The sequence below is a fragment of the Staphylococcus sp. EG-SA-2 genome, assembly GCF_017152085.1.
In genome coordinates, this window is sequence record NZ_JACYHC010000632.1 from 1 (window position 1) to 2,339 (window position 2,339).

Below are 2,339 nucleotides of genomic sequence, written 5' to 3' on the forward strand. Positions count from 1 at the left end.
TTATTGTCGGAATATTCACTCTATAGAATGTATGATTGTGCTTAGCGAATGCACCTTGTGCACCTAAAGACACAATAATCCACTCAATCCCTTCGAATAAGGGTTGTGACACTGCCTGTTTCAAACTTTCTAAACTTTCATCAAGTGGCTGGTTAAGCAATTGATATAGTTCAGAAATGTTTGGTTTAATGACTGTTGGTTTGTATGGATTTTCCAAAACTGTTTGCAAAGTTGCACCCGAGCAGTCCAATATCACAGGCACACCTTTGTTTTGGCATCGTTCAATAATTTGTGCATAATAATCTTGATTTAATCCTTTAGGTAAGCTACCTGAAATAGCAACTGCTTCAACTTTTTCTAATAATTGTTCAAAATGTTTAATAAATCCTGCAGCCTCTTGATTATCAATCTCCGGTCCCTGCTCTAAAATTTCTGTTTGTTGCCCTTCATGTAAAATTGCAATGCAGTTTCGTGTTTCACCCTTAATGTTATAAAATGCATGCTTGATGTCGGCATGATCTAATTTTTTAGCAATAAATTGACCTAATTCACCGCCAATAAAACCACTCGCAAGGACTGGCTCGCCTACTTGCGCAAGTACTCTTGTTACATTTAAACCTTTACCACCAGCTGTTTTACTTACTTCTTGAACACGATTAACATCATCTAATTTCAATGCTGTTAATGGATATGAAATATCAACGGATGGATTTAATGTTAAAGTTAAAATCATATGTGTCGTCCCTTAATCGTGGTATTCGCCTCTGTCCCATTTTTCTAAGAATTCATCAAAGAAATGTGGATCAGCTTGATCTGCATTGCTTGTTTCTAAATGTTTAATTTTAGCGATTAATTTTTTGTTCTCTTCAGTTGCTTTATATTCAGCGTTAATAAATGCATCGATAATATCGCACATTAATAACTCACCTATAATACGTCCACCAAAGCCAATAACGTTCGCATTTAATTCTTCTTTAGCATATAACGCTGATGTCATATCACGTACTAGTGCTGAACGAACGCCAGGTACTTTATTTACAGCATTGTTAATACCAACACCTGTTCCACAAATACAAACACCTAAGTCTGCATTACCGCTAACAACTTGTTCGCCAACTTTTTTACCAAAAATTGGATAATGTGTTCTTGTAAAATCGTATGTTCCTACGTCAATGACTTCATGTCCTTTTGATTTTAAAAATTCAGATACACGCATTTTTGTATCTGTAACAATATGGTCGCATCCTAATGCAATCTTCATAGTAATTTTTCCTCCTTAGCACATTTTATTAAGCATATCTACGCGGATTTGGTGTCTACCACCATCGTATTTACCTTCAACAAAACCTTTAACGACATTTTTCGCTAATGTGTCTCCAACAATTTCAGATCCCATAGTGATCATTCTTGAATTGTTATGGCCTCTAGTCATATATCCAGAGCGTTCATCTGATACTTCAGCAGCAATCATGCCTTTGATTTTTGTAGCAACCATAAAGCTACCTGCACCAAATGCATCGATAACAATACCTAAGTTACCTTCTTGACTTTGAACATCTTTTGCTACAGCCAAAGTTGCATCAACAAAGTCAACTTCCTGTCCTTCTGTTACGTCAACAACATCATATTTATTGTCTAATAAGTATGATTTGATGACTTCTTTTAATCGTTTGCCAGCTTCATCTGAACCAATAATAATCGCCATAATAAGACTCCTTTTTACTTTAATTTTGAAATACCTTTCTTAAAATATGACATATTTATTTGTAGCTTATGAAAATCTTGAGAAAAGGCTTTCAATTTGATTACGTTTAAATTATAAACATAAACAAACAATAAATCAACATAATATGTTTATAATCTGTTTGTTTATGACATATTTTCAAACAATAAGTGAACATTCATACTGTGGTGTTGTTTTAATTAGGTATTCGTCTGAAATTGTAGTAAAACTTTGTCGAGGTTCCCGTTTACATAAATTTGCATAAAAAATAGCCCATAAATGAATGCAAATTCACATTCACTTATGAGCATATAGATACATATTTTAACAATGCAGTTATACTTTTAATTTAGTCGACTACTTCAATATATGTTTTAATCGTTTCTACTTTTTCTTCATCTTCATAGTCCATGACCACTGCAGTCAATTCGTTTAACTGACAAAATGATGTAAAATCTTCTTTGCCAACTTTCGTATGATCGATTAACAAGTATTTTTCAATTGAATTACTTAGTGCCAATTGTTGCGTATAGGCTTCATCTAATGTAGATGTCATCACAGCACCTTTATTTACTGCGTTACTACTAAAGAACATCTTGCTAAATCTTAGTTTTTC

At 33.5% G+C, this 2,339-nt stretch carries 4 protein-coding genes; all 4 read right to left on the bottom strand.

Annotation, left to right across the window (positions count from 1 at the left end; all coding sequences use genetic code 11):
- Positions 1-733, bottom strand: a 733-nt coding sequence (gene lacC, locus IDG60_RS11365) for a tagatose-6-phosphate kinase (RefSeq protein ID WP_156979334.1), incomplete at its 3' end; no start/stop codon positions are given.
- A gap of 12 nt (positions 734-745) precedes the next feature.
- Complete coding sequence (lacB, locus tag IDG60_RS11370) at positions 746-1,261, bottom strand: galactose-6-phosphate isomerase subunit LacB (RefSeq protein ID WP_000684743.1); 516 nt, start codon at positions 1,259-1,261, stop codon at positions 746-748.
- 15 nt (positions 1,262-1,276) lie between these two features.
- Entirely contained in the window at positions 1,277-1,705 is a 429-nt protein-coding gene (gene lacA, locus IDG60_RS11375) for a galactose-6-phosphate isomerase subunit LacA (RefSeq protein ID WP_000974608.1), read from the bottom strand.
- Positions 1,706-2,072: 367 nt separating this feature from the next.
- A partial coding sequence (locus IDG60_RS11380) for a sugar phosphate isomerase family (RefSeq protein ID WP_481906088.1) occupies positions 2,073-2,339 on the bottom strand: 267 nt, incomplete at its 5' end.